Raw genomic sequence first — 24661 nt, 5'->3', positions numbered from 1 at the left:
AACTAGGATCCGCAATCCCCGCTGGCTAGCTATAGCTTTCCGCTGGTTGGAAGGGTTGACAGATCAGGTGGGGACGCCTCCGCCGCAGCCCGCCCGCCGAACCCTTCCGGGAAACTGACACGCGTTCTAGCATGCTGACATGAGCCTCCTCATTGCGGACGACAAGCGTGTCCGGACCCTGACCCTCGACCGCCCCGACGCGCTCAACTCCTTCGACGAGGCCCTCTACGACGCCACCACCGAGGCGCTGCTCGATGCGGCCACCGACCCCGACGTGGCGGTGGTGCTGCTGACCGGCAACGGCCGGGCGTTCAGCGCCGGCACCGACCTTCGCGAGATGCACGCGCGCACAACCGATCCAGACTTCAAGCCCGGCAAGCACGGGTTCCCCGGACTGCTCGACGCCCTGGTGGAGTTCCCCAAGCCGCTGATCTGCGCGGTCAACGGCATCGGCCTGGGCATCGGCGCAACCGTCCTCGGGTTCGCGGACCTGGCGTTCATGTCGAGCGACGCGCGGCTCAAGTGCCCGTTCACCGGGCTGGGCGTGGCGCCCGAGGCCGCGTCGAGCTACCTGCTACCCGCCCTGATCGGCAGGCAGAACGCGGCATGGGTGTTGATGTCCTCGGAGTGGATCGACGCGGCGCAGGCCAAGGAGATGGGCCTGGTGTGGCGGGTCTGTGAGCCCGACGACCTCCTTCCGGAGGCTCGGAAGCACGCCGAAGTGCTGGCGGCCAAGCCGATTTCGAGTCTGATCGCGGTCAAGCGGACGATGACCGCGCCGCTGCGCGCCGAGATCGACGCGGCCCGCGAACGGGAGAACGAGTGCTTCCGCGAACTCATGGGTGGACCCGCCAACCTCGAGGCGCTCACCGCGTTCGCCGAGGGCCGGGCGCCGGATTTCACGGGTTTGCCCGCCGGCTGGTGAGGGGCCGGGCCCGGCGTCAGGCCAGGTCCTCGGCGGCCTCGAACTGGGCCTGACGCCGCTGCTTCRCCCGGACCACCAGCGCCGCCCCGGCGATTCCGACGACCGCGCCCACCGCCGCGCCGGCCCAGGTGGACGGGCCGTCCTGCGCGCCGGAGACGACCAGTCGGTCGATCAGGCCGACCGCCGCGACCGCATACAGCGCCCCGGCGAGGAACAGGCGTGGGCGCACGCGGAAGGCGGTGGCGTGCAGGTCGACGTGGCGTCGGCGCGCGAATTCGATCGTGGCGATGGAGATCACGGCGGTGGCGACGAGCAGCCCGAGACCGATCCAGGCGCCGGTTCGGCCCGCCGCCCAGGGCAGCACTGCGGCCGCGGCGAGGGCCGCCCACAGGAAGAGCTGGAAGCCGACCGCCGCCGCCTCGTTCCACACGTCACGCTGTCGCTCGTCGAGGTAAAACTCGTCGTCGAGGTCGCCGACCGTACGCATCGCCCGTTCGAATGCACTCATCGTCATCACTCCTCGGTCGTCAGGGGAAACAGGTCCTCGACGGTGGCGCCGAGCGCCCTCGCCAGGCGCAGCGCCAGGTACACGCTCGGCGCGTAGTCGCCGCGTTCGACCGACACGATCGACTGCCGACTGACCCCGCCCGCCTGGGCGAGCTGTGCCTGGGTGATCCCGGCCTGCTTGCGGTGCTCGCGCACCCGGTTGTCCCGCGGTGTTCCGGACATGGGAGAAGTAAAGAACACTTGTCATTTGAATGTCAAGAATTCTTTACATCGGCCGGTTGTACCGACCCAGCCTCACCGGTCGACCGGCGCGCCCAGCACCTTCCCCGCGGACGGCCAGAACGGCAGTCCGGCAAAGAATGTCGCCCCCGCCGCGATCACCGCGACGGCGGCGTCCACGCTGGTGCGGCCCTCCTTGGCCCAGTACACGTCCTCGAGGTCGAGCAGCAGCGCCAGCTCGTCGACGATCAGTGCGCCGCCCGAGCCGTAGGCGATCGCCACCGCCGGGTGCCGCCGGTCCTTCTCGGAGCCGCGGGTGGCCACCGCGCCGACCACGCCGAGCAGCGCGATGCCGATGTTGTAGTGGTGGAAGTGTCTTCCGCCCAGGCTGATTCCGCCCCCGGCCGGCCCGTGCCCGGCGCGGATCCAGTGGGTCAGCACCCGCACCGACCCGAACGTCGCGGTGAAGGCGGCCCAGGAGATGACCGCCGACTGCTCGCTGGGGTCGAGCCGGTGGTGCCACTCGTGGCGCAGCCGGTCCCACCGGGTCTTCCTGACGCCGCTCCGGCGCTCGACGCCGGCGTCGGATACGACGCCGGGCAGGTCTCGATGATCGGACATGGCACTCCCTCGTTCGGGACGACCACCCGACCGTACGACTACCCCCGCAGGTAAGCCAGCACCGCGAGCACCCGGCGGTGCCCGCTGTCGGCCGCGGACAGCCCGAGCTTGGCGAAGATGTTTCCGATGTGCTTGCTCACCGCGGTCTCGCTGACCACCAGCCTTGCTGCGATGGTGGTGTTGTCCAGGCCCTCCGCCATCAGTCCGAGCACCTCGGTCTCGCGCGGGGTGAGCGAGCGTATCGGGTCGTCGGCGCGGCGCCGGCTCATCAGCTGCGAGATCACCTCGGGGTCCATCACGGTGCCACCGTCCGCGACGCGCCGCAGTGCGTCGACGAACTCCGCAACCTTGCCGACCCGCTCCTTGAGCAGGTAGCCCAGGCCGTGGGCGCCGTCCGCGAGCAGCCCGCCGGCGTACCGGTCCTCGACGTACGCGGAGAGCACCAGGACCGGGAACCCCGGTCGACGCCGCCGGGCCTCCGCCGCCGCCTGCAGCCCCTCGTTGGTGAACGTCGGCGGCATCCGCACGTCGAGCACCGCGGCGTCCACCGAGTCCAGCACCTCGAGGAAGCCGTCCGCATTGTCCACCGCCGCAACGACATCGAACCCCTCGCTGCGCAGCAGCAGGGCGAGGCCCTCCCGCAGCAGCGCGTCGTCCTCCGCGATCACGATCCGCACGGCAACTCCACTTCCAACGTCGTCGGCCCACCATCGGGGCTCACCAGTTCCATGTTTCCCTCGAAAGACTCTGCCCGACGCCGGATCCCGGCCATGCCGCCGCCCGCACGCGCGGTGGCGCCGCCGCCGCCGTCGTCGGCCACCACGATCCGCAGCACCTCGCCGGACGGGCCGACGTCGGTGGTCGCGGTGAGGGTGACCGTGCCCGCCCCGCTGTGCTTGGCGACGTTCGTCAGCCCCTCCGCCGCCACGAAGTACGCGGCCGACTCCACCGCCGCGGGTGCCCGGCGCAGGCCGTCGACGTCGAGTGCACACGGCACCGGGCACCGACCGGCCAGCGCCGACAGCGCGCCGTCGAGACCGAGCTCGTCGAGTATCGGCGGGTAGATGTCGTGGACCAGGGTGCGCAGCCCGGCGAGTGCGTCGGTGGCGGCGTCCTGCGCCCGGCGCAGTTGCGGCAGCGCCTGTTCCGGATTCGTGGTCAGGGACCGTTCCGCGATGCCGAGCAGCATCACCACCCCTACGAGCTTGTTCTGTGCGCCGTCGTGCAGGTCCCGCTCGATCCGGCGCAGCTCCGCGGCGTGCGCGTCGAGGGCCGCGGCGCGGCTCGCGGTCAGCGCGCTCACCCGCTGCGCCAGCTGCGACTCCCGGGTCGGGGCCAGCAGTCGCAGCGTCACCGCGCACATCCCCCGCGCCATCGCCGGCACCAGCCACAGCGCGACCGCGGCGTACCCGAGCCCGATCAGCGGCATCGCCGCCGCTCCCCACCACGACGTCACCGGGTACAGGTTGCTCACCGGCTCGTCCGCCGGCATCGCCTGCCAGTACACGGGAATGAGCAGGGAGTTCAGCGCACCGGCCGGGAGCGCGACGGCGAGCAGCGCCGCCACCGGCGCGATCAGTGCGTGCAGGGCCACCCAACCCGAGTCCCGCAGGGTCGACGGCGCACCGACCAGTCGCCGCAGGTCCTCGAACGTCGGGGCGGCCGGGATCGGCGGGTACCGCTCGCCGACCGGTGCACCGGTGAACCGGCCCGTTCTTCGCCGCGCCAACGTGGTCCACGCACGCAGCACCCGCACCGCCGCCGGCGCCACCAGCCAGCCGGGTCCGAGCAACAGGAACGGCGCCAGCACCAGTCCGGCGATCAGCAACGCCATCGACGCCACGCCGGCGATGCCCTCGGCCACCAGGTAGGCGAGCGCGCGCCCCCACTGCCGCAGTCGTGCGCTCGTAGTCATGGACCCAGCATGCCGCACCCGCTCGGCCGTGTCGGTACAGCCAGCTACACCATCGATCCGGTAGTCCGCCGGATCGCGACCCGCCCACACCGTCAATAGCGTTGGTACCCATGACGACACAAGCCATGCCGACCGCCACGGCTCCTCCCGTGCCCGGCCTGCCGCCGGCCGCCATCCGACTCGACGGCGTCACCAAGAAGTACGGCGCCGGTCGCGCGGCCGTCACCGCGCTGCGCGGGGTGAGCCTCACCCTGCCCCGCGGCGCCTTCACCGCCGTCATGGGTCCGTCCGGCTCCGGCAAGAGCACCTTCCTGCACTGCGCGGCCGGCCTCGACCGGCCGACCGCCGGGTCGGTGTGGCTCGGCGACACCGACATCTCCCGGCTGAAGCCGAAGGCCCTGACCGTGTTCCGCCGCGATCACGTCGGCTTCGTGTTCCAGGCCTACAACCTGCTGCCCGCGCTGTCGGTGGAGCAGAACATCACCCTGCCGCTGCTCCTCGCCGGCCAGGAGGCCGACCGCGGCTGGCTCGACTTCGTGGTCGGCGCCGTCGGTCTCGCCGACCTCCGCGGTCGACGACCCGCGGAGCTGTCCGGCGGTCAGCAGCAGCGGGTCGCCATTGCCCGCGCTCTGGTGACCCGGCCGGAGGCCGTCTTCGCCGACGAGCCGACCGGCGCGCTGGACTCGCGAACCGGCCGGCAGGTACTCGAGCTGCTGGGCCGCACCGCCCGCGAACTCGACCAGACCGTGGTGATGGTGACCCACGACCCGGTCGCGGCGTCCCACGCGGACCGGGTGCTATTCCTCGCCGACGGCGGCTTCGTCGGTCACCTCGACCGCCCGAGCGCGCAGCAGGTCGCCGACCACATGACCCACCTCGGGGAGTGGTGACCGTGCGGAGGTCGTCGATCACGACGCTGGCCGGGGCGAACATCCGGCGCCATCGCGGCGGGTTCGCCGGCATGTTCGTCGCGGTGTTCTTCGCGGCGCTGCTGGTGACCGGGCTGGGGGTGCTGATCGAGTCCGGGATTCGCGGCGGTGTCGAGCCCCAGCGGTACGCGGGCGCCGACGTCGTCGTCGGCGGCCGGCAGAGCCTCGACGTCAGGGAGGAGGTCGACCAGCCGTTCGCGGAACGGGCGCCGCTGGCGGCTGGCACCGCCGCGGACCTGGCCACGATTCCCGGGGTGGCGCGGGCCGTCGCCGACGCCACGGTCCCGCTGATCTGGTCCGGCCGGCCGGTCGAGGCCCACGGCTGGAGCTCGGCGGCGTTGACGCCGTACGAGATTCGGGACGGTCGGGCGCCGGAGGGCCCGCGCGAGGTCGTCGTCGACGACGCCCAGCCGGCCCGCGTCGGCTACCGGGTTCCGTTGGCGCACGGCGGGATCACCGCCGACTACACGGTGGTCGGTGTGGCGGCGGCGAGCGCGGGGCGGAGCCCCGACCGCGCCGCACACGTCTTCCTCACCGACGAGCGGGTTGCCGCGCTCTCGCCGCGCCCCGACCGGGTCGCGGCCGTCGGGGTGACCGGCGGTGACGGCACCTCGGCGGCGGCGTTGGCCGACACGATCCGCCAGCGCCTGCCCGAGGTGGACGTGTACACGGGCCGGGCCCGCGGGGACGCCGAGTTCCTCGACTCCGGCGGCGCACGAACGGAACTGACGATGATCGGCGCGTCGTTCGCCGGTACCGCGGTGATGATCGCGATGTTCGTGGTGGCGAGCACCCTGTCGCTGTCGATCCAGCAGCGCCGGCGGGAGTTCGCGCTGCTGCGGGCGGTCGGTGCGACGCCGGGGCAGATCCACCGCCTGGTCGGCCGCGAGGTGATGCTCGTCGCGAGCGTCGCCGCCGCGGCGGGCGCTGTCCCCGGGTTCCTGCTCGCCGGGTGGCTGCGGGCGCGGTTCGCGGGCGCGGGAATCCTGCCGGCCGACTTCGCCCTGGCCTACAGCCCGCTGCCGGCGCTCGCGGCGGTGATCCTCGGCGTGACGACCGCGCGGGTGGCCGCCGCGGTCGCGGCGCGAAGGCCGGCCCGGATCAACCCGGTCGACGCCCTGCAGGAGGCGTCGGCGACCCCGGCCAGGCTCGGTCGCGGACGGCTGGTCACCGGTCTGGCGCTCGGCGTCACCGGGCTCACCGTCTCGCTGCTGCCCGCCGTGGTGCCGGGCGAGGCGGCCCTGGCCGGAGCCGGGAGTTCGGCTGTGCTGCTGATGATCTCGGCGGCGCTGCTCGGACCGCGGCTGGTCACCGGTGCGATCGCCCTGTTCGGCGGCCCGCTGCGCCGCTCGGGGTCACCGGCGCTGTTCCTCGCGGCCGCGAACACCAGGGGCAACGCCCGGCGCCTCGCCTCCGCGATCACCCCGCTCGCCCTGGCAATCGCGATCGGGTCGGTGCAGATCTTCGTCCAGAGCACGGTGGCGGCGGAGGCCGGCGTCCAGTCGAGGGAGGGCGTCACCGCGGACCTCCTGGTCACCGGCGTGGCGGGCGGCCTGGCCCCCGGCACCGTCGACGAGATCACCCGGACACCCGGGGTGCAGGCGGCAAATCCGGTGGCCCGCAGCCAGGCGTACTTCACCCGCCAGGAGGGCGACACCGCCAGCACCCTGCCGTACGCGGTACAGGGCGTCGACCCGGCGTCGACTCCGCCGACGATGGACCTCGAGGTGGTCAGCGGTGACATCGCGGGCCTCACCGGCCCGGACACGGTGGCGCTGAGCGTGGATGCCGCGCAGTCGGCGGGCGCGCGGGTGGGCGACGCGGTTCCGCTGCGCCTCGGCGACGGCACCCCGATCGCGCCGACGCTGGTCGCCACCTACGGGCGCGGCCTCGGCTTCGGCGACGTCACGCTGGCGAACGAGACGGTCCGCGCCCACACCACCGACGGCCTCGACGACTACGTGCTCGTCCGCACCGAAGCGGGCCGGCAGTCCGAGGTGGACGCGGCGCTGACCGCGGCGGGATTCGCGACCACCGACCGGGACGGGCTGGGCGCCGCCGGTGCGGCCGAACGGGACGCGCAGTCCTGGACCAGCCTGATCGCGCTGTCCGTGCTGCTGGCGTACCTCGCGGTCGCGGTGGTCAACACGCTGGTCATGGCGACCGCCGAACGCGGCCGCGAGTTCGCGCTGCTGCGCATGGTCGGGTCGAGCCGGCGGCAGGTGCGGGCGATGATGCGCACCGAGGCCGTGATGGTGACCGCGATCGCGTCGGTGGTCGGCACCGCGATCGCGGCGCCGCCGCTGGTCGGCGTCAGCATCGGGGTGTCGGGGCAGCCGGTGCCGACGGTCTCCCCCGCCGTCTACGCCGCCATCGTCGGCACCACCGTCCTGCTGGGGCTGGTCGCCATCGCGGTCCCGACCCGCACAGCGCTGCGCCGGCACGGCTGAGCCAGGGTCTGTGCGGGCTGTAGCAGGCGAGGTCGGTGCGGGTCCGCGGCCCGCACCGACCTAGGCTCCGACCATGACCTCCTTCGACGACTCCGTCATCGCCGCCGTCACCGGCCACATGAACGGCGACCACACCGCCGACAACCTGCTCATCGTGCGCGCCTTCGGCGAGCCGTCCGCGACCGCGGCCCGGATGACCGGACTGGACACCGAGGCCGGCGAGTGGGCGGCCGAGGTGAACGGCGTCGAGACGACGGTGCGGGTGCCGTGGCTGGGCCCGGTCACCGATCGCGGCTCGATCCGTACGGAGGTGGTCGCGCTCTACCAGGCGGCGTGCGAACGGCTCGGTGTGCAGCCCGATACGCACTGACGAAAAGTCGGTCGCGCGGCCGCGGTGGGACCGCTAGCGTCGGGTCATGTCTCCCCCGTCCTGAAGGAACCCTGACATGACTGCGACGACGGCCACCGCCGCCCGCCGGTTCGGTCCGCTGGCCCTGATCAACCTGGCGACGCTGCTGTCGGCGACCGGCAACGGCATCACCATCGTCGCGTTGCCGTGGCTGGTGCTCGAGCGCACCGGCCGGGCCACCGACGCCGCGATCGTCGCGGGTGCGGCCACCCTGCCGCTGCTGCTGTCGAGCCTGTTCTCCGGGACCGTGGTGGACCGGTTCGGCCGCCGTCGCACGTCCCTGGTCTCCGACTTCCTGTCCGCGGTCTCGGTGTCGCTGATCCCGCTGATGGCGGCGACGGCGGGCCTGTCGGTGCCGGTGCTTGCGGCCCTGGCGGCGCTCGGGGCGACCTTCGACCCCGCCGGCATCGCGGCCCGCGAGTCCATGCTCCCGGCCGCGACCAAGGAGGCCCGCTGGTCGCTGGACCGGGCGAACAGCCTGTACGAGGCGAACTACAACGTCGCGTACCTGATCGGTCCCGGCGTGGGCGGCGTGCTGATCGCGACGGTCGGCGCGGTGAACACCCTGTGGGTGACCGCGGCCTGCTTCCTCGCGTCGATCGTCACCATCGCGTTCCTGCGCCTCGACGGCGCCGGGAAGCCCGACCGCGAGACCCGGCCGGAGTCGATGTGGACCGGGACCCTCGACGGGCTGAAGTTCGTCTGGCACAACAGGTTGCTACGCACCCTCGCCCTGGTCGACATGGCCATCGTCGCGCTGTACATGCCGGTCGAGAGCGTGCTGTTCCCCGCGTACTTCACCGAACTCGACCAGCCCGCACAACTCGGCTGGGTGCTGATGGCGATGGCTGTCGGCGGCGTGATCGGCGCGCTCGCCTACGGAGCGCTCGCCGCGCACGTCCGCCGCCGCACGCTGATGCTGCTGGCCGTCACCGCGCTGGGACTGTGCATGGTCGGCATGGCGTTCCTGCCCCCGTTGTGGGTGCTGCTCACCCTGGCGCTGATGGTCGGGCTGGTGTTCGGCCCCGTCGGGCCGATCGCGAACTACGCCATGCAGACCCGCAGCCCCGAGCACATGCGCGGCCGGGTGGTCGGCGTGATGACCTCGACGGCGTACGCGGCCGGACCGCTCGGCTACCTGCTGGCGGGCCCGCTGATCGACTCGGTCGGCATCCGCACCACGTTCTTCGTGCTCGCCGTCCCGGTGGTGGGAATCGCGGCGGTCTGCTTCGGCCTGCCCGCGCTGCGCGAACTCGACGCGAAGGTTGTCGAATCCGAGGTCGTCCATTCGTACCGAGAGTGAGTCGCCGGCGTCCGGCCGCGGCCAAATGGTTCGGGTCAGCGGCTGACGACCAGAAGGAACCCGCCGCCGCCCGGCTCGATCTTCGTCTCGAGCGTCAGCTCCGGCGCCAGCCGCGAGAGCCGGTCGAGCAGCCAGTCGGAGGCGTCCTGCGCGTCGGACTTCGAGGGGCAGCGGGCCACGGCCACCCGACCCGGCTTGCGGGTGAGCTGCTCGACCACGCCGATGATCGGCGCCGGATCGATCACGAACAACGCGTCCGACCAGGGCACCACGGGCTTCACCGCGCCCTTCTTGGTGTTGCAGGCGCGGTGCGCCAGGCGCTCCGGCCCGCCCTTGCCCTTCTTTGCCGTGTTGATGCTGTCGATGCTCGGGCCCCGCGGGTCGTTGACCGACATGTCCGGATCCACCGGCTCGTCACACAACCAGCAGCGCCACGACTCGCGTTCGCCGACCTCGTCCATCTTGCTCATGTGTACGACGCTACTTCACCTGGCGAGCGGCGACCCCGTCCGGCGAGGTCAACGGAACGCCATCACCCGCTCGCCCCACGCCTCGCGCAGCCCCCGGTCCGGATCACTGGCCAGGGTGTCGGTCTTGTCGATCAGCAGGGTGGCCCGGTCCTCCTCGCGGTAGGGCGCCCAGTGCTTGGAGGCGTCCAGCGCCGCCGGCACGCCGTACCGCGCGAACGCCAGCCACCGCCGCTGCACCCGCCCGGACACCTCCAGCGCGACCTTCCGCCCGCCCAGCCAGAACGTCGGGTCCGGCGCGAAGGCGCCGAACGTGCCGAACACGTACGGCAATTCGGTCGCGTGGGTGGCGCCCACCCGTGCGGCGCGGAGCATCGGGGTGGCCTGGTCGAAGCGGTACACCCAGGTCGGCGAGTGCCGGCTGTGCGCGTCCGCGATCCACAGGCACGGCATCCGGAAGGCCGCGTCCCGCGAGACCGCCAGCACGCCACTGGTTTTCGACCAGTCCGGGTATGCCGAGATGATGTCGGCCACCCGGATCGCGGGCAGGTTCGGATGGTCCGCGGCGATCGCGGTGAACATCTGGTTCACCGCGTCCGAGGTCACCGGCATGATCGGTGACCGGGACAGACGAAACAACGACGCCTCGTCCTTGTTGGTGCCGATGATCAGCGGGATCCGGTGCGCGAATCCCTTCCGGAAGGCCGAAACCGGGTACCGCGGCACCAGGTCTCCGTCGACCACCGGTGCCATCGCCAGGGTGCCCGGGACCGAGGTCGAGACCGTGCCGAGCAGCTTGTCCCCCGCCGCGATCAGGTCCTCGACCGGCAGCTCGAAGAGCCGGTCGGCGTCCGCCGCGTCCACCCCGACCAGTTCCAGGTACCGGGCCGCGACGCTCGCCGCCCGGTCCGCGCCGTACACCGACGTGGCCGGCGAGCTCTGCGCGATCGCGCGATGGAAGAGCCCCTCGGCCCGCGGCGAGGTCATCAGCGTGGTGACCGACCCGGCGCCCGAGGACTCCCCGAACAGCGTCACGTTCCCGGGGTCCCCACCGAACGAGGCAATGCAGTCACGCACCCACTCGAGCGCCACCACCTGGTCGCGCAGCCCGACGTTGGTCTCGAAGTGGCGGTCGCCGTCGGAGAAGGAGGACAGATCGAGGAAGCCGAGCACCCCGAGCCGGTAGTTGAGCGTGACCACCACCAGGTCGCCGAGTTCGGCGAGGCGACGACCGTCGTAGAGCCGCTGCGAGGAAGCACCGACGCAGTAGGCACCGCCGTGGATCCACACCATCACCGGCCTCGGTGTGCCGTCCGGGCGCGGCGCCCACACGTTGACCGACAGGCAGTCCTCGTCGGCTCCGATGCCCGGCTCCATCGGGACCTGGATCGCCCGGGCCTGCGGCGCGGTCGGGCCGAACTCCCGGCAGTCCCGCTCGCCCTCCCAGGGCTCGGGCGCCAGTGCCTCCCGGAATCGCCGCGCCGCGCCGGCCGACGCGTACGGGATGCCCTTCCAGCTGTAGACCCCGCCGTCGACGTAGCCGCGGACGTCGCCGTCCCGGGTCCGGACGGTCAACGTCTGCTCGCCTGTCGCGCTCGTGTCCAGCTCGGTCCGCACGGCCGCCTCCTGGTGGCTGGGGAAGTTTTCTGGTCCTTCGCCTGGCTCCACTGTCGATCCTCCGCCAACGTACCAAGGCGGGGTGACATCTCGGTTGCACCGACATCCCCGTCACGCCGCCCACCAGCGGAAACCCTCCCCAGCCGACGCCGTCCTCCCGCTGGGCGAGACTCCCCTCACAGTCCCGGCCGCCGACAGCGTGAAATGACTCCCATGTCATCTCGCCCCGCGTTCACTCCAGGCGCCATGCTCGTCGGCCGCCGCGCCGTCGTGACCGGCGGCGCGGCCGGCATCGGCGCGGCCGTGGCCCGGTCGTTCGCCGCCCACGGGGCGCACGTGCTGGTCGCCGACGTCGACCCCGTCGGCGACCTCGATTACGACGCCGCCGCCGGCGGTTCGCTCGTGTCGGTGCGCTGCGACGTGCGGGACGCGTCGGCGCACGGCCCGCTGGTCGCGCACCGCCCCGACATCCTCGTCAACAACGTCGGGCACTACCTGCGCGCGCCCCACTGCTTCGCGGCGAACAGCCCGGACCTGTGGCACGACCTGCACGAGGTGAACCTCGGCCACGCCCTGCGACTGACCCACGCGGTGCTGCCGGGGATGACCGACCGCGGCGGCGGGTCGATCGTCAACCTCACCACCGTCGAGGCGCACCGGGCGATGCCCGGGCACACCGTGTACTCCGCCTACAAGTCCGCGCTCATGCAGTTCACCAGGTCGCTCTCCGCCGAGGTCGGGCCGGCCGGGATCCGCGTCAACGCCGTCGCGCCGGACCTGATCGAGTCGGTGCAGGTGCCCTACGACGAACTGGTGCCGACCGAGCAGCGCGCGCTGTGGCCGAACTGGTCGCCGCTCGGCGGCCCCGGCCAACCCGAGGACGTGGCCGGCGCGGCCCTGTTCCTCGCCTCCGACCTGTCCCGGTTCGTCACCGGCAGCACGATCCACGTCGACGGCGGCACCCACGCCTCCGGCGGCTGGGTGCCCCGTGCCGCCGGCGGCTGGACCAACCGCCCCCTCAACCCGTGAACCACCTCGGAAGGACTGTCGTGCCCACGCTCAGCCTGAACGTCCCGAACTTCGGGAACCTGCTCGCCACCGACGATTTCGAGCACCTGCTGGCGGTGTGCCGCGCGGCCGACGCCGCGGGCGTGGACCGCCTGCTGGTCACCGACCACGTGGTGATGGGCCCGGACACCAGCGCCTACTCGTGGGGTCCCTTCCCGACCGACCCGGACGCCGCGTGGCTCGAGCCGATGACCGTGCTCGCCCTCGTGGCCGGCCAGACCAGCCGGATCCGGCTCGGCACCGGCATCGTCATCGCGGCCCTGCGGGGTGGTGCGATGCTGGCGAAGGCGGCCGCCACCCTGGACCTGTTGTCCGGCGGTCGCCTCGACCTCGGTGTCGGGACCGGCTGGCAGGCAAAGGAGTACGAGGCCGCGGGGCTCGACTTCGCCAAGCGTGGTCCGCTCCTCGACGACACCCTCGCCGTCTGCCGCGCGCTGTGGGACCGCGCACCGGCGGCGGTCGACCGCCCGGGCATCTCGTTCTCCGAGGCCTACTGCTCCCCGCGCCCAGCCGCCGGACGGCGCATCTCGGTCTGGGTGTCCGGCACCCTGTCGAAGCCGGTGGTGCGCCGGCTCACCACCTGGGGCGACGGCTGGATTCCCATCATGGGCGCCACCAACGACGACCTCGCCGCCGGAATCGGTTTGCTGCACGACGCTTTCACCGCGGCCGGTCGGGACCCTGCGGAACTACAGGTGCGTGGTCGCCTGACCGTCGAGCGGAACCCGGACGGCGGAATCGACCTGCCGTCGACGATCGCGAATGCCGCGGCCCAGATCGCTCTCGGCGTCACCGACGTGGTGGTCGCGCTGCAGGCCCTGGACGCCGGCCCCGACGCCGCCGTCGCCGTGCTGCCGGACCTGGTCGCCGCGTTCCGGGCAGAGTTCGGGTAGCCCCAGTTCCCCGCACCGGCCGACCGGGCCCGGCGCGCGGCCGGCGGCCGGTACGGCGCACTGCCACCCGGCTCGCCGCTGTGGCGGGCGGTGAAGCAGTTCGAGGCCCACCGGTAGCCGGACCTACGATGGCGGCCATGGGTGTTACTCGAGCCGGGTGGGTACTGGCGGCGCTGGCCGCATCGATGCTGGTGTCGGCATGCGGCGACGACTCCGGCGGAGATCCTCCAATCCCGGTCCCTCCCACCACCACCGACACCGGCCCCACCACCACGTCGGCCGCCCCGCGCTCGACCACTACGGTGGCGCCGACCACCAGCCCCGTTGCGGCACAGGTCGCGGACTACGCGGGCGAGCAGACCGGGACGTACTACTTCACCAGTCCCTCGACCAAGTTCGAGTGCGCGATCATCACCGCGGCCACCCCGGTCGCCGGCTGCCACGGCGCCTTTCCCGCCGGCGCGCCACGGGTGCCGCGTCTCGGGGCGGACGGAACACCGCTCGCGCCCAACGCCGTCCGGGTGACGTCGGACGGCGCCGGCGAATTCGTGCACCTCGGCGATCCGGCATTCCACCGCTTCGACGGCCCCGCCCGTGCCCTCCCCTACGGCAGCACCCTGAAGATCCAGGGGTTCACCTGCGCGGTGGACGAGCGGACCGGCGTCACTTGTGAGCGTCAGGACCACGGATTCACCGTCTCGGACGGCAGCTACGAGCTGTGGTGACGAGACGTCGTCGCGACGTAACCGCGACCCCTGGAGGCATGTTCCACCATCTCGTCGTAGTTGGAGTGTTCCTCCACCGTTAACCTCGGCAGCGCCGCCGATTCACAACGGCCTCCTACCTTTTCGGTCATGCCAGAAATCGCAGCGCCGGCCGACACTGCCACCCCGTCGGTCCTGCTCGAGGAGATCCGCATGCGGTCGGCGGGACTCTCCGTCGCTGAGCAACGGGTCGCCCGCTTCGTGCTCGCCACCCCGGCCCGCGTCATGGAGATCTCCGTCAGCGATCTCGCCGCCGTCTCGCAGACCTCTGTCGGCACCGTCGTCCGGTTCTGCCAGCGGCTCGGGTTGCGCGGCTACCAAGACCTCAAACTGAAGTTGGCCCGGGAGGTAACTCCCGAATCCGCACGCCTGCCCGAGGAGGTGACCGAGTCCGACACCGCAGAAGAAATTCTTCGGAAAGTACTGCAGTCCAGCGGATCTGCCTTGATGCAGTCAAGCGGGTCGATCGATGCGGCACAGACTGAGGTGATCGTCGACTGCCTGATCCGCGCTCGGCGAATTGTGTTCGCCGCCGTCGGCACCTCGGCGCCGCTCGCCGCCGACATCGCCTACCGCCTCACCACCCTGGGACTCGACGCCACCTTCACCCCGGACGCCCACGTGCAACACGTCACCGCGCGGATGCTCGGGCCGGACGACCTGTGCTTCGCCGTCAGCCACACCGGATCGACAACCGAAACCCTCAACGTCATGCGCACCGCCGTCGCCGGTGGCGCAACGACGGTCGCACTGACCAGTTTCGTCTCCTCCCCACTCACCGAAATCGTCGAACACCGACTGGTCGCGGGCAGCAAGGAGACCACCTATCGGGTCGAGGCAATGGCAAGCCGCATAGTACATCTCGCCGTCCTTGACGCCCTCTTCGTCGCGATCGCGGTGAGACATCCCTCGGCGCAGCGCGCACTCGATGCCGCGAGCGACGTCATCACCGAACACCGCATCTGACTTTCCCAACAGTCGAGTAAGGAGTACGACCATGCGTGGTCGAGTCATGTCCGCAGCCGGGCAACCGAGCCCCGGAACCCTTGTCAGCGACGGGGTGAGCGTCACCTCCACTGCCCACGACGGAAGCTTCACCATCACCCCACTGGGCCCGTTCGTCTTCGTCACCCGTCCCGCGGGCTGGTCGTGCCCGCGTTGGTTTGTCCCGTCCACCGCCGAGGACGTGACATTCGTCCTCGAACCCGACCAGGACCTGTTCCCGCACCGGTTCATTCACATCTCCGACACCCACCTCGGACGCGGGCCCTACTACCCGCAGCCGACCCAACTCGGATCGCAGGCACTGTTCTCCGAGTTTCTCGGGCGGGTCGCCGAGACGGTCCCGGGGCTGAGCTCGGTCATCGCGACCGGCGACCTCACCGATCGCGGCATCGACGACGAGTACGCCGAACTCCAGGCCGCGGTCAGCGCGAGCCCGCTTCCGGTGCACCTGCTCCCCGGCAACCACGACCACATGGGTGGATCGATGAAACGGGTTGTCAGTCGCAACAACTACTCGATCCACACCGCGGACCCCTCCGCCTACGAACGCAACATAGGGCCACGCTGGTACTCCTTCGACCTGCCCGGGCTGCACGTGGTCGCCCTGGACTGGCACACCCACGAGCTCGGGATCGACCACGAGATCCAGGATGCGTGGATCCGGGCCGACCTGCAGTCGATTCCACGGGGCACGCCCTGGATCCTGCTCAGCCACGACCAGCCGTGGCACTCGATCCTCGACGGTCTGCCCTCCCAGCCGATCGCCACCTTCTCCGGCCACCGACACACCTCCCGGGTGGTGCGGATCGACGGCACCCTGCACGTCAACACACCGACGCCGTTGTTCGCCGGCCTGGACTTCAGCCCACCGTCCTTCCGGGTGGTGCTCTGGGACGGCGAGCAGATCTCGCTCGACACCCGGACGCTGGATCGAAATGGATTGGAGCGCAGCACTTTCAGCATGCCTGAGACTAGGCCTGTGGCACCGTCCGCCGCCCGCTGGCGGCATCAGCTCGACGGCGGCGCGCATCGCTCACCGGTCCGCGTCGTCGGCAGCCTCGTGCTCGCCCCGGTCAAGGACGAGGACCGTGCCCGCGGCGCCGTGGAGGCGATCGACGCCTACACGGGTGCGCTGCGCTGGCGAGCCGAGATGGCCTCCTCGGTCAAGGGCACCCCCGCCGTGCACGGCCAGACCGCGATTGCCGTCGAGGTTTCGGGAGACGCCGTCGCACTGCGGCTGTCCGACGGTTCCGAGGTGTGGCGCAGTCCGTCCCCAGATCCACTGCGACTGTTCGCATTCGCCGATCCTCTGGTGCATGACGGCGTCGTCGTCGTCGGTGACATGTCGCATCTGCGCGGCCTCGACGCCGACACCGGCGTGCAGCTGTGGGAGCGCACGGACCTCTCGAGCTATCAGACGATCGTCGACCACGCGGCACCGGTGATGGCGGGCGCGACCGTGGTGGTCGGCAGCTGGCCTACTCCGGAGTCGCTCGTCGGCCTGGACCTGCGCACCGGCGCGACTCGCTGGCCCAGCTCTACTCAGGAACGCCCGGTCGGCGACGCGTTCGGCGCCCTGGACACCTCGGTCGGCACCCCGCTGTTCGACGAGAAGTCCGGTGACCTCTTCGTCTCCAGCATCGGCGTGCTCGCCCGGGTCGACGCCGGCTCCGGCGCTGGCCGGTGGCGACGCCCGATGAGCCTGCCGTGGAACCCGGCGGTGCCGGTATCGACCGTCCACGGCATCGCCGTCGTGGACGCCGGCGCGGGTGTCCTCATGCTGGACCGGGACAGCGGCGAGGTGGTGTGGTCGACGGAGATCAGCGGCACCGCGCCGTTCCCGATGTCGAGCTACCAGCGGGATCCGCACGTGCTGTTCGCGGGCCCGACGCTGGTAGACGACCTGCTGCTGGTGCCCACCCTCGATGGTGGGATCCACGTTCTGACCGCCGCCACCGGGCGCCGGCGCGGACGGCTCGAGACCGGGGTGCCTGTCGCGGCAACCGTGGTCGCGACCGCCGACGCGATCTACGCCGTCGACACCGATGGTGGAGTGCTCGCCTTCGACCGCGCTGCGCTCGATCTCGTCTGCGATGCCTCGGCGGATCCGCTATGACGGATACCCTGCCGGACACCCGGGTGGTCGTCGACGAAAAACGTCCTCACACAACCGGTCTCAACCGATCCTCGCGGGTTGGCTGGGGGCTTGTCGCCCCGGCGATGATCCTGATCGGCGTGTTCACACTGCTGCCCGGCGCGATCGCGGTGGTCGGAAGCTTCTTCGACATCGACATCACCGACGGCGTCCAGTGGACCTGGGTCGGCATGGACAACTTCATCGCGCTGTTCTCCGACCCCGCGGTGCGGCAGTCGCTGCTCAACACCGTGCTCTACTGCGCGTTCACCATCGTGCCGAGCCTTGTGATCGGGTTGGGCCTGGCGCTGCTGGCGAGCTCCCTCGCCCGTGGTCGCCGCTGGGTGCAGACGATGCTGTTCCTGCCCTTCACGGCCAACCTCGTCGCGATGGCCGTGGTCTTCCGCTGGATTTTCGCGCTCAACGGCGGTTTCGCCAATCAGTTGCTCGCGATGATCGGCATCGGCCCGCTGAACTTCCTCGGCGACAGCACCTACGCCTTGCCCACGATTGCGGCGGTGGGCGTCTGGCGCTGCGCCGCGCTGGCGATGATCCTGTTCCTCTCGGGCCTGACCAGCATCCCCACCTCCGTCACCGAGGCCTGTGCCGCGGATGGCATCACCGGGTGGGCGAAACTGCGCCTGGTCACGCTCCCGCTCCTGAAGCCGATCACCATCTTCGCGACCGTGATGCTGGTGCTCCAGTCTGTGCAGGTGTTCGACACTGTCAACGTCATGACTCAGGGCGGGCCGCTCGGTGCCACCGAGACCGCCTTGACGATGACGTGGCGACTCGGCTTCGCGTACTTCGAACTGGGCCAGGCCGCCGCGCTGTCCACTCTGCTGCTGATCGTCCTCGTGCTGATCGGCGTCCTGCGTCGTCGCTCGCTCTCTGGAGGCACCCGATGACCACTACCCGCACCGCTGCCCGCGCGGCCACCACCCGAATGCCGTCCGACAACATGCTGTGGCGCATCGTCCGCATCGGTGCCATCGTCACCGCCTGCACCATCGCGGTGTTCCCGTTCTACTGGATGATCCGCACCTCGGTAGCCAGCCCCGACTCCGTCATGATCGACGGCATCTCGCCCCTGCCGGACTCGTTCGACCTGACCAATTATTCGCGGGCGTGGACCGAGGCGAAACTGGGAACCGCAATGTTCAACGGCGCGGTGGTGACCCTGTCGATCCTGCTGCTGCAGTTGCTGACCTGTGTGCCCGCCGCCTACGCGTTCGCGAAGATACCGTTCCGTGGACGCGGGGCCATGTTCGCAATCACCCTGGCCTGCTTGCTGATTCCGACGCAGGCCACGGCGCTGCCGCTCTATCTCGGGATCGGCTCGGCTGGGTTCTCGAACACGATGACCGCGCTCGTCGCGCCGTTCGCCACCAGCGCGTTCGGTATCTTCCTGATCCGTCAGCACATGATGACCATCCCCGACGCGCTACTCGAGGCGGCCAAGGCCGACGGCCTGCGCACGCTGCCCACCCTCTGGAAGGTGGTCGTGCCGTCCGCCGCGCCCGCCATCGCCACCTTCGCGGTGTTCTCGGTCTTCGTGCACTGGAACGACTACCTGTGGCCGCTGCTGGTCGCACGCGACGAGGCGCTGTTCACTCCTCCGCTGGCCCTGGCCACTTTCCAGCAGGCCGAGACCGGTCTCGACTACGGCGCGCTGGCGGCCGGCGCCGTGATTGTCACCGCGCCGATCGTCGCCCTGTTCCTCCTCGCCCAGCGCCGCTTCGTGGCCGGCATCGCCGGCGGCGAGCTGCCCGGCTGACCTCCGATCCCTCCCCTCACCCCCACACGTCTGGAGCACACATGTCCACTCGCATCTCCCGCACGGCACTGGCCGCCGGGGCCCTGAGCCTGACGCTGCTGGTGACCGCCTGCGGCGGCAATAGCGGCGATCAGTCGACCGCCGCCGCGGCGGCGTCCCTCGATTCCTGCAAGCCGGAAGGCGTCACGCTCGTCGCACAGTACGCGCAGCAGGGCGACAAGGCCGCGAAGATCGCCAAGACCGCCATGGAATCGAAGTACCCGGGATTGACCGTCGAATTGAAGCCGGCTGCCGCCAACACCAGTTACGACCAGTTGACGCAGCAGATTGTCGCGGATACTGCGGCAGGTTCGCGGCCCGATGTCGCGATGCTCGGTCTGGGCCAGGTTCGGTTCTGGGTGGACAAGTACCAGCCCGTGCCGATTGACACGTCGGCGCTGCGTGAGAGCTACGACAAGCGCTTCCTCGACATCGGATCCGTGGAGGGCACGCCCTACGTGGCTCCGTTCCAGGTCTCGGTTCCGGTTCTGTACACCAATACCGCCATCACCAAGGCCGCCGGCATCGACCGTGCACCCACCACCCACGGCGAGCTGATCGAAGACGCTCGCAAGATCCGCGAGTCCAATGGTTCTGCGCCCGTGCAGATTCCGCGCGACAGTATTGCCGACTGGGTCGCGCAGGCGTTCATCCAGAGCGGCGGCGCCACCTTTGTTGAGGCCGACGGTAAGCCCGGCTTCGACACCCCGGAGGGCCGCAAGTCGGTGTCGGTCTACGAGAGCCTAGGCAAGGAGAAGCTGCAGGATCCGATCGGCTCCGCGGATGCTCTGACCATGTTCAACACCGGCAAGCTCGCGTACATGATCTCCACCCCGGCCTCTGCCGCGGCTGTGCAGAAGACCGTCGGCTCGGCTTTCGACTGGACGGTCACCGACATGCCCATCCCCGACGGAGGCGCAGCGTCGCTGCCCGCGGGTGGCAACGGTTGGATGGTGCTCTCACAGGACGGCTGCAAGGCCGCGTACGGCAACGAGCTGATCGGTCTCATGCTTGATCCCGAGGTCATCGCCGCGAGCTCGAAGACCTTCAGCTACATCCCGGTAGACAAGCAGGCTGCCGCCACGCTCGCGGCCGACCCCGCCGCGAGCTCGCAGCTCGGCTACTCCTGGAAGTACCAGGGCACGCCCACCCCGTGGGGCGGCTGGCACGGCAACGGCACCGCAAAGGCCAATCAGTTCATGCAGGACATGGTGCAGCGTCTGGTGGGCGGCGAGTCCGTCGACACCGTCGTGCCCGAGACCGTCCGTCGCATCACCTCGGCGGTGAACTGACATGGCCGACGGCGCAATCACCCTCGACCGGGTCGTCAAGCGTTTCGGCGACGTCACCGCGGTGGACGACATCTCCATCGAGATCGCCGCCGGGGAGAGCCTCGTCGTGCTCGGTCCGTCGGGTTCAGGCAAGTCGACGCTCTTGCGGACCATCGCCGGGCTCGAGGAATCCGACTCGGGCGACATCACCATCGGCGGCGCGCCGCAGTCGGGGCTACCGCCGCACCAGCGGGACGTCGCAATTGTGTTCCAGCACTTCGCCCTCTACCCCCACCTGACGGCGTTGGACAACATCACCCTCGGGCTGCGACACGGCCTGAAGCTCGGCAAAGCGGAATCCCTGCGCCGGGCCCGCGACGTCGCGGAGCGCATGGACATCACCGCGCTGCTGGGCCGTCGGCCKAGGGAGATGTCGGGCGGGCAACGTCAGCGGGTGGCGCTCGCCCGAGCACTCGCCCGCCAGGCCCGGGTGGTGCTGCTCGACGAACCGCTCTCGGGTCTCGACGCCCAGCTCCGCCTGTCGCTGCGCGCGGAGATCGCCGCGCTGCTGCGCGAGACCGGCGCCACCTCGATTCACGTCACCCACGACCAGAACGACGCCATGGCGATGGCCGATCGCATCGCCGTGTTCAACAAGGGCCGCATCGAGCAGCTGGGTACGCCGCAGGACCTGTACCGCAGGCCGATGTCGACGTTCGTCGCGGGATTCATCGGCTCTCCGGCGATGAATCTCGTTACCGGCGAGACGAAGGGCAACTACACCGACACCCCGTTCGGCACCGTTCGATGCCGAACCGGGGTCTCCTCGCTGGTGTTCGGCGTCCGACCCGAGCAGCTCATCGTCGGCGCGAGCCACGACTGGGGTTTCAACGCCCTCGTCACCGTGGTCGAGCACGAGGGACCGTCGAAGATCGTGCACCTGGACCTCATCGGTCAACCGATCCGTGCCCGGGTCCACCCCGACCTCCCAGTCACCGTCGACACGGTGGTCCGGGTCGGGTGCGCGGGACGCGATCTGCACGTCTTCGACGGCGAAACCGGCCGTGTGCTCGGGTCGGCCGACGAGACCGTCGACCGACTCGACACGGATCTGGCGGTCGGCGCGTGACCGAGGACCTGAACGACTGCCTCATCGTGTTCGACTGGAACGGCACGATCATGGACGATTCCGAACGGGCGGCGCGGGCAACCAACACCGTGCTCACCGCGCGCGGTCAGCGGTCGCTCGACATCGATGAGTTCCGCGCGACTTTCACCCTGCCACTGCGGGAATGGCTTACCGATCTGGGTGTCGCATCCACCGACGCCGCCGCGGCCGAGAACGAATGGAATGCGGCCATGGAGGCCGAGGCACCCGTCCGCCCTGCCGCCCGGTCCGTCCTCGTCGAACTGCGCGGGCGCGGTGCCAGGCTCGGCGTCGCGTCGGCGGCGGGCGCGGCCGCAGTGCAGTCGGACGTGCGGCGCGCGGGTCTCGGAGACGTCCTCGACTTCGTGGCCACCGGCGTCGCCGACAAGGCCGCGTTCCTGCGGAGCCGCCGCGAGGAGCGGGCACGGGCACTGTACGTCGGCGACACAGCGTACGACATGCACAGCGCCCGAACGGCAGGCTACCGAGCGGTGGCGATCACCGGGGGGTACCAGTCCGCTGCCCTGCTGGCGGCTGCGAAACCCGATGCCGTCGTGGCAGACCTCGGCGAGCTCTGCACCCTCGCGTCCGCCGGCACCGTGTAGCCGCGGTCCCGTGTCGGCCCCACGCCGGCGCGGGACCGCACGCTCACGGCGCGGTCCGGGATGATCTTCGGCCGGCACCAGTCCCGCGAATCAGCGATACAGCCCGTCGATGTCCTCGGCGAACCGCTCGGACACGACGTTGCGCTTGATCTTCAGGGTCGCGGTGAGGTCGCCGTCCTCCTCCGTGAGATCGCGGGGCAGCACGACGAACTTCTTGATCGCCTCCGTGTGCGAGACAGTGGAATTGGCGTCGTCGACGACCCTCTGCAGGTCTGCGAGCAGTTCCGGGTCCCGCCGCAGGTCGGAGAGGCTCTCGCCGTCTGCCTTCCCGTGCGCGGTACGCCAGCGGCCGAACTCCTCGGGGTCCACCGTGATCAGCGCAGCGATGAACGGACGGGCGTCACCCACCACCACGGCCTGCGAGACCAGTGCGTGCGAGCGCATCCGATCCTCGAGCGGTCCGGGCGAGACGTTCTTGCCGCCGGCCGTGACCAGCAGGTCCTTCTTGCGTCCGGTGATGGTGAGGAAGCCGTCGTCGTCGAGCTCGCCCAGGTCGCCGGTGCGGAGCCAGTCGCCGTCGAACGCGTCCGCGGTCGCCAGCTCGTTGCGCCAGTAGCCGCCGAACACGACGCCGCCGGCCAGTTCGATCTCGCCGTCGGCCGCGATCCGGACGCTGTTGYCGCCCATCGGCTGTCCGACGCTGCCGATCTCCTGGGCACCCGGCACGTTGACGCAGTGGGCGGCCGTGGTCTCGGTCAGCCCGTAGCCCTCGAAGATCGGTACCCCGATGCCGCGGTAGAAGTGCCCGAGCCGCGGCATCAGGGCGCCGCCGCCGGAGATCGCCCACCAGCACTCGCCGCCGAGCACCGCGCGGAGCTTGGCGTAGACGAGGCGGTCCGCGACCAGGTGCTTGAGCCGCAGCAGCAGCGAGGGGCCGCCCTGGTCGAGCGCCTCGCTGTACTCCACCGCGGTGGACTCCGCGAAGGCGAACACCGCCTTCTTCACGGCGCCGCCGTCGGCCGCGGACTGCGCGGCGGCGTCGCGCACCTTCTCGAACACGCGGGGCACGCCGAGAATCGTGTGCGGACGGAACCGGGCGAACTGGCCGACAATCGTCCCGAAGTTCGACCAGTGTGCCTGCGCCCCGCCCGCCTCGAACATGGCCAGCGACACCGCCCGGGCCAGCACGTGGGCGAGGGGGAGGAAGGTGAGCATCCGGTTGCCCGGCTTCGCCACCTCGCCGATGGAGGCGGAGAGGATGCCCCGCACTTCGGACAGGAAGTTCCGGTGCGTCAGGACGCAGCCCTTGGGCCTACCCGTGGTGCCCGAGGTGTACACCAGCGACGCCAGGTCGTCGGCGCGGATCGCGTCGACGCGGCGACGAACCTCGTCGTCGTCGACGGCATGTCCGGCTGCCACCAATGCCTCGACCGCGCCGTCCTCGATCTGCAGCAGTCGCACGGCCGGAGCGTCGAAAGAGCCTGCGTGCGCCGCAGTCTCGACGATCGCGACCTTCGCGCCGGAATCCTCGACGATCCAGGCGATCTGATCCGGCGAGGACGAGTCGTAGATCGGCACCGAGGCCGCGCCGGCCGCCCAGATGGCGAAGTCGAACAGCGTCCACTCGAACCGGGTCGCGGACAGCAGCAGCACCCGATCGCCGGGCTCGACGCCGTACGCGATCAGGCCCTTGGCCACCCCCGTGACCAGTCGCTCGAACTCCGCGGCGGTGACGTCCGCCCACTGCTCGCCGACCGGCCGGGAGAACAGGACCAGCTCGGGGTCCCTGCTGGCGTGGGTGAAGACCGTGTGGACGATGGCATCGTCGTCGGCGATGGTGAAGGTGGCGTTGGACTTGTACTCACGCACTGGTGTCATCTCCGACGGTCTCGGGTGGTGTGGACGGGGTGGGACTTGCCGTGGGCGAGCCGAGGCGGAACCGGTGGAGCATGCGGGCGAACTCTGCAGTCTCGTCATCCGACCACGAGCGGGTACGCTCGTCGACCTCGGCGCGCCGGAGACGGTCCGCCTCCGCGAGGACGCTCGCGCCGGCATCGGTGACGCACAGCGGGTGTCCGCTGCGGATCGGACCAGGCTCGGAACGGACCCAGCCGGACTCCACGCACACCCTGACCTGGCGCGAGACTGTCGAACGGTGGACACCGAAGGCGTCGGCGATCTCGGTGGCGCGGCAGCCGGCATTGCGGGCGATGTATGCGAGCACCGAATGTTGCGCGAAGGTCGGCGTCCCCTCCTCGGGACGGTCTCCGGTCATCAGTTGCCGGACCAGCTGAACGATCTCTTCGTGTACGGCGGCGACAGCGCCGGCCGGTTCGTGTTGCACTACGCAACTATAACGCCACCGGAACCGTTCGTATCCGTGCGTACCGTCACAGTCGTCGGGCCCCGGCCCGCTGCCGAGTGCGCACCTAAAGGCCGGCCGGCCCCGGAAACGCGAAATGCCCCGCACCACAACCCCGATAAGGAGTCGTGATGCGAGGCATTCGCAAAATATGTACGGCGGTGACCTACTCTCCCACACCCTGTCGAGTGCAGTACCATCGGCGCTGGAGGGCTTAGCTTCCGGGGGTTCGGA

24 protein-coding genes and 1 rRNA gene are annotated in these 24661 nt (G+C 70.6%); 15 read left to right on the top strand and 10 right to left on the bottom strand.

Going from position 1 to position 24661, the window contains the following annotated elements:
* Nucleotides 1–139: 139 nt before the first annotated feature.
* On the top strand, nt 140–925 hold the full coding sequence (locus AC1DU4_RS19455) for an enoyl-CoA hydratase/isomerase family protein (protein WP_477842578.1): 786 nt from the start codon (nt 140–142) through the stop codon (nt 923–925).
* 16 nt (nt 926–941) lie between these two features.
* Here the strand turns inward: AC1DU4_RS19455 and AC1DU4_RS19450 are convergent, their stop codons facing one another.
* The 5 genes from AC1DU4_RS19450 to AC1DU4_RS19430 all read right to left on the bottom strand — a co-directional run bounded on the left by AC1DU4_RS19450 (nt 942) and on the right by AC1DU4_RS19430 (nt 4187).
* The gene (locus AC1DU4_RS19450; protein WP_477842576.1) at nt 942–1433 is read right to left on the bottom strand and encodes a hypothetical protein; all 492 of its coding nucleotides are present in this window, start codon (nt 1431–1433) and stop codon (nt 942–944) included.
* A 5-nt stretch (nt 1434–1438) separates the two neighbouring features.
* Nucleotides 1439–1654 carry a helix-turn-helix transcriptional regulator gene (locus tag AC1DU4_RS19445; RefSeq protein WP_477842574.1) on the bottom strand — a complete coding sequence of 72 codons (216 nt, stop codon included), beginning with the start codon at nt 1652–1654 and terminating at the stop codon, nt 1439–1441.
* 72 nt (nt 1655–1726) lie between these two features.
* On the bottom strand, nt 1727–2272 hold the full coding sequence (locus tag AC1DU4_RS19440; RefSeq protein ID WP_477842572.1) for a hypothetical protein: 546 nt from the start codon (nt 2270–2272) through the stop codon (nt 1727–1729).
* A gap of 38 nt (nt 2273–2310) precedes the next feature.
* Nucleotides 2311–2949, bottom strand: a complete 639-nt coding sequence (locus tag AC1DU4_RS19435; RefSeq protein WP_072845763.1) for a response regulator transcription factor — start codon at nt 2947–2949, stop codon at nt 2311–2313.
* Complete coding sequence (locus AC1DU4_RS19430) at nt 2937–4187, bottom strand: sensor histidine kinase (RefSeq protein ID WP_477842570.1); 1251 nt, start codon at nt 4185–4187, stop codon at nt 2937–2939. Before AC1DU4_RS19430 ends, AC1DU4_RS19435 begins: the two co-directional genes overlap by 13 nt.
* 110 nt (nt 4188–4297) lie before the next feature.
* Here AC1DU4_RS19430 and AC1DU4_RS19425 point away from each other — a divergent pair, with 110 nt between their 5' ends.
* The 4 genes from AC1DU4_RS19425 to AC1DU4_RS19410 all read left to right on the top strand — a co-directional run bounded on the left by AC1DU4_RS19425 (nt 4298) and on the right by AC1DU4_RS19410 (nt 9278).
* Nucleotides 4298–5077 (top strand): ABC transporter ATP-binding protein, encoded by a 780-nt coding sequence (locus AC1DU4_RS19425; RefSeq protein WP_477842568.1) that lies wholly within the window; start codon nt 4298–4300, stop codon nt 5075–5077.
* Complete coding sequence (locus AC1DU4_RS19420; protein ID WP_477842566.1) at nt 5074–7566, top strand: FtsX-like permease family protein; 2493 nt, start codon at nt 5074–5076, stop codon at nt 7564–7566. The genes AC1DU4_RS19425 and AC1DU4_RS19420 overlap by 4 nt, the downstream gene beginning before the upstream one ends.
* 73 nt (nt 7567–7639) lie before the next feature.
* Complete coding sequence (locus AC1DU4_RS19415; protein ID WP_477842564.1) at nt 7640–7936, top strand: DUF2470 domain-containing protein; 297 nt, start codon at nt 7640–7642, stop codon at nt 7934–7936.
* A 76-nt stretch (nt 7937–8012) separates the two neighbouring features.
* Complete coding sequence (locus tag AC1DU4_RS19410) at nt 8013–9278, top strand: MFS transporter (protein ID WP_477842562.1); 1266 nt, start codon at nt 8013–8015, stop codon at nt 9276–9278.
* A gap of 35 nt (nt 9279–9313) precedes the next feature.
* Here AC1DU4_RS19410 and AC1DU4_RS19405 read toward each other — a convergent pair whose 3' ends face one another.
* The gene (locus tag AC1DU4_RS19405; RefSeq protein ID WP_072845769.1) at nt 9314–9748 is read right to left on the bottom strand and encodes a hypothetical protein; all 435 of its coding nucleotides are present in this window, start codon (nt 9746–9748) and stop codon (nt 9314–9316) included.
* A 48-nt stretch (nt 9749–9796) separates the two neighbouring features.
* Complete coding sequence (locus tag AC1DU4_RS19400) at nt 9797–11350, bottom strand: carboxylesterase/lipase family protein (RefSeq protein WP_477842596.1); 1554 nt, start codon at nt 11348–11350, stop codon at nt 9797–9799.
* Nucleotides 11351–11566: 216 nt separating this feature from the next.
* Here AC1DU4_RS19400 and AC1DU4_RS19395 point away from each other — a divergent pair, with 216 nt between their 5' ends.
* The 10 genes from AC1DU4_RS19395 (at nt 11567) to AC1DU4_RS19350 (ending at nt 22065) form a co-directional block, all read left to right on the top strand.
* Nucleotides 11567–12391 carry an SDR family NAD(P)-dependent oxidoreductase gene (locus AC1DU4_RS19395; RefSeq protein WP_477842560.1) on the top strand — a complete coding sequence of 275 codons (825 nt, stop codon included), beginning with the start codon at nt 11567–11569 and terminating at the stop codon, nt 12389–12391.
* A 20-nt stretch (nt 12392–12411) separates the two neighbouring features.
* A complete protein-coding gene (locus AC1DU4_RS19390; RefSeq protein ID WP_477842558.1) occupies nt 12412–13323 on the top strand; it encodes a TIGR03619 family F420-dependent LLM class oxidoreductase in 912 nt (303 codons plus the stop codon).
* Nucleotides 13324–13460: 137 nt separating this feature from the next.
* Nucleotides 13461–14048, top strand: a complete 588-nt coding sequence (locus AC1DU4_RS19385; RefSeq protein ID WP_477842556.1) for a hypothetical protein — start codon at nt 13461–13463, stop codon at nt 14046–14048.
* Nucleotides 14049–14177: 129 nt separating this feature from the next.
* Nucleotides 14178–15053 carry a MurR/RpiR family transcriptional regulator gene (locus tag AC1DU4_RS19380; RefSeq protein WP_477842554.1) on the top strand — a complete coding sequence of 292 codons (876 nt, stop codon included), beginning with the start codon at nt 14178–14180 and terminating at the stop codon, nt 15051–15053.
* A gap of 31 nt (nt 15054–15084) precedes the next feature.
* The gene (locus tag AC1DU4_RS19375; protein WP_477842552.1) at nt 15085–17208 is read left to right on the top strand and encodes an outer membrane protein assembly factor BamB family protein; all 2124 of its coding nucleotides are present in this window, start codon (nt 15085–15087) and stop codon (nt 17206–17208) included.
* A gap of 119 nt (nt 17209–17327) precedes the next feature.
* Nucleotides 17328–18134 (top strand): carbohydrate ABC transporter permease, encoded by an 807-nt coding sequence (locus AC1DU4_RS19370; RefSeq protein ID WP_477842550.1) that lies wholly within the window; start codon nt 17328–17330, stop codon nt 18132–18134.
* Complete coding sequence (locus tag AC1DU4_RS19365; protein WP_477842548.1) at nt 18131–19003, top strand: carbohydrate ABC transporter permease; 873 nt, start codon at nt 18131–18133, stop codon at nt 19001–19003. The genes AC1DU4_RS19370 and AC1DU4_RS19365 overlap by 4 nt, the downstream gene beginning before the upstream one ends.
* 101 nt (nt 19004–19104) lie before the next feature.
* Nucleotides 19105–20334: an ABC transporter substrate-binding protein gene (locus tag AC1DU4_RS19360; protein WP_477842546.1), complete on the top strand. Its 1230-nt coding sequence runs from the start codon at nt 19105–19107 to the stop codon at nt 20332–20334.
* A 1-nt stretch (nt 20335) separates the two neighbouring features.
* Nucleotides 20336–21442, top strand: coding sequence for an ABC transporter ATP-binding protein (locus AC1DU4_RS19355; protein WP_477842544.1), 1107 nt, complete (start codon nt 20336–20338; stop codon nt 21440–21442).
* Entirely contained in the window at nt 21439–22065 is a 627-nt protein-coding gene (locus AC1DU4_RS19350; protein ID WP_477842542.1) for an HAD family hydrolase, read from the top strand. The genes AC1DU4_RS19355 and AC1DU4_RS19350 overlap by 4 nt, the downstream gene beginning before the upstream one ends.
* A 90-nt stretch (nt 22066–22155) precedes the next feature.
* Here the strand turns inward: AC1DU4_RS19350 and AC1DU4_RS19345 are convergent, their stop codons facing one another.
* From AC1DU4_RS19345 to rrf, 3 genes are all read right to left on the bottom strand, one after another.
* Nucleotides 22156–23934: an AMP-dependent synthetase/ligase gene (locus tag AC1DU4_RS19345; protein WP_477842594.1), complete on the bottom strand. Its 1779-nt coding sequence runs from the start codon at nt 23932–23934 to the stop codon at nt 22156–22158.
* Nucleotides 23927–24409: a MarR family winged helix-turn-helix transcriptional regulator gene (locus AC1DU4_RS19340; protein WP_477842540.1), complete on the bottom strand. Its 483-nt coding sequence runs from the start codon at nt 24407–24409 to the stop codon at nt 23927–23929. The genes AC1DU4_RS19345 and AC1DU4_RS19340 overlap by 8 nt, the downstream gene beginning before the upstream one ends.
* Nucleotides 24410–24580: 171 nt before the next feature.
* Nucleotides 24581–24661 (bottom strand): 5S ribosomal RNA (gene rrf / locus AC1DU4_RS19335); the annotation flags it as partial.

Source organism: Rhodococcus sp. P4_F5 (genome assembly GCF_056401315.1).
Note: the sequence above shows the minus strand (reverse complement) of the source record. Positions and strands in the feature narration are given on the sequence as shown.